1 tRNA gene and 2 rRNA genes (1 of these 3 running past the window's edge) are annotated in these 1,707 nt (G+C 56.4%); all 3 read right to left on the bottom strand.

Annotated elements, in window-relative coordinates:
* Positions 1-205: 205 nt before the first annotated feature.
* A tRNA-Met gene (locus tag ACR65T_RS06590) sits at positions 206-282 on the bottom strand.
* 114 nt (positions 283-396) lie between these two features.
* Positions 397-512 (bottom strand): 5S ribosomal RNA (rrf, locus tag ACR65T_RS06585).
* Positions 513-587: 75 nt separating this feature from the next.
* Positions 588-1,707: ribosomal RNA gene (locus ACR65T_RS06580) — 23S ribosomal RNA — on the bottom strand; it runs 1,702 nt beyond the window's last position.

Genomic DNA, 1,707 nt, shown 5'->3' with positions numbered 1-1,707 from the left:
CTGAGAGCCGCCCGATCTGCATCGCTGCCCGACATCGATAGTGTCCGCTTGTATTTGAAATGGACACGATCATCGCGCCACCGTCAGGCAGCTATCTCGAAAACCGGGATCAACGCCAGGTGGCCCACGACGGAGGGATACAAAAGGCCCACCAGCGCACAAAGAAAAACCCCGGCCGCAGGAGCCGGGGTTTTTGGAATCGGATTGGTTGCGGGGGCCAGATTTGAACTGACGACCTTCAGGTTATGAGCCTGACGAGCTACCGGGCTGCTCCACCCCGCGCCAAGAGAAAGGCGCCAAAGAACCGCGCAAGAGACAGCGCGAAGCCGAAAAGCAGCGCGGCGAAAGCAGCACTGCTGAAAAAGTATCGTTAAGAGGATCTGATGTGCTTCGCAGGCCTGGCGACGACCTACTCTCCCAGGTCTTGAGACATAGTACCATTGGCGCAGAAGCGTTTGACGGCCGAGTTCGGGATGGGATCGGGTCTGATCGCTCCGCCGAAGGCCACCAGGCCGGCGAAACACATCTTCGAAGCAAATAAGGTCTTTCAATTCGCGCCACACGAGTATGGGCGTCGATAAATGAGAGCGATCAAGCCAATCGAGCTATTAGTACCGGTAAGCTCCATGCGTTGCCGCACTTCCACACCCGGCCTATCAACGTGGTCGTCTTCCACGGCTCTCAAGGGAGAACTCGTTTTGAGGTGGGTTTCCCGCTTAGATGCATTCAGCGGTTATCCCGTCCATACATAGCTACCCTGCACTGCGGCTGGCGCCACAACAGGTCCACCAGAGGTATGTTCATCCCGGTCCTCTCGTACTAGGGACAAATCCTCTCAATTCTCCTACACCCACGGCAGATAGGGACCGAACTGTCTCACGACGTTCTGAACCCAGCTCAAGTACCACTTTAATCGGCGAACAGCCGAACCCTTGGGACCTTCTCCAGCCCCAGGATGTGATGAGCCGACATCGAGGTGCCAAACAACCCCGTCGATATGGACTCTTGGGGGTTATCAGCCTGTTATCCCCGGCGTACCTTTTATCCGTTGAGCGATGGCCCTTCCACGAGGGACCACCGGATCACTATGACCGACTTTCGTCTCTGCTCGACTTGTCTGTCTCGCAGTCAGGCAGGCTTATGCCATTGCACTCGACGACCGATTTCCGACCGGTCTGAGCCCACCATCGCGCGCCTCCGTTACTCTTTGGGAGGCGACCGCCCCAGTCAAACTGCCTACCATGCATTGTCCCGGCGCCGGATGACGGCGCGCGGTTAGACATCCATGACGATAAGGGTGGTATTTCAAGGGTGGCTCCACACGAGCTGGCGCCCATGCTTCAAAGCCTACCACCTATCCTACACATGCCGACACGAATGCCAATGCAAAGTTACAGTAAAGGTGCACGGGGTCTTTCCGTCTGACCGCAGGAACCCCGCATCTTCACGGGGAATTCAATTTCACTGAGCTGACGTTGGAGACAGCGGGGAAGTCATTACGCCATTCGTGCAGGTCGGAACTTACCCGACAAGGAATTTCGCTACCTTAGGACCGTTATATTTACGGCCGCCGTTTACCGGGGCTTCAATTCAGAGCTTGCACTCCTCCTCTTAACCTTCCGGCACCGGGCAGGCGTCAGACCCTATACGTCATCTTGCGATTTCGCAGAGCCCTGTGTTTTTGTTAAACAGTTGCCACCCCCTGGT

This window comes from Methylocystis sp. (assembly GCF_051061285.1).
Taxonomy (GTDB): domain Bacteria; phylum Pseudomonadota; class Alphaproteobacteria; order Rhizobiales; family Beijerinckiaceae; genus Methylocystis.
This window is presented reverse-complemented; position numbering and strand designations above follow the sequence as displayed.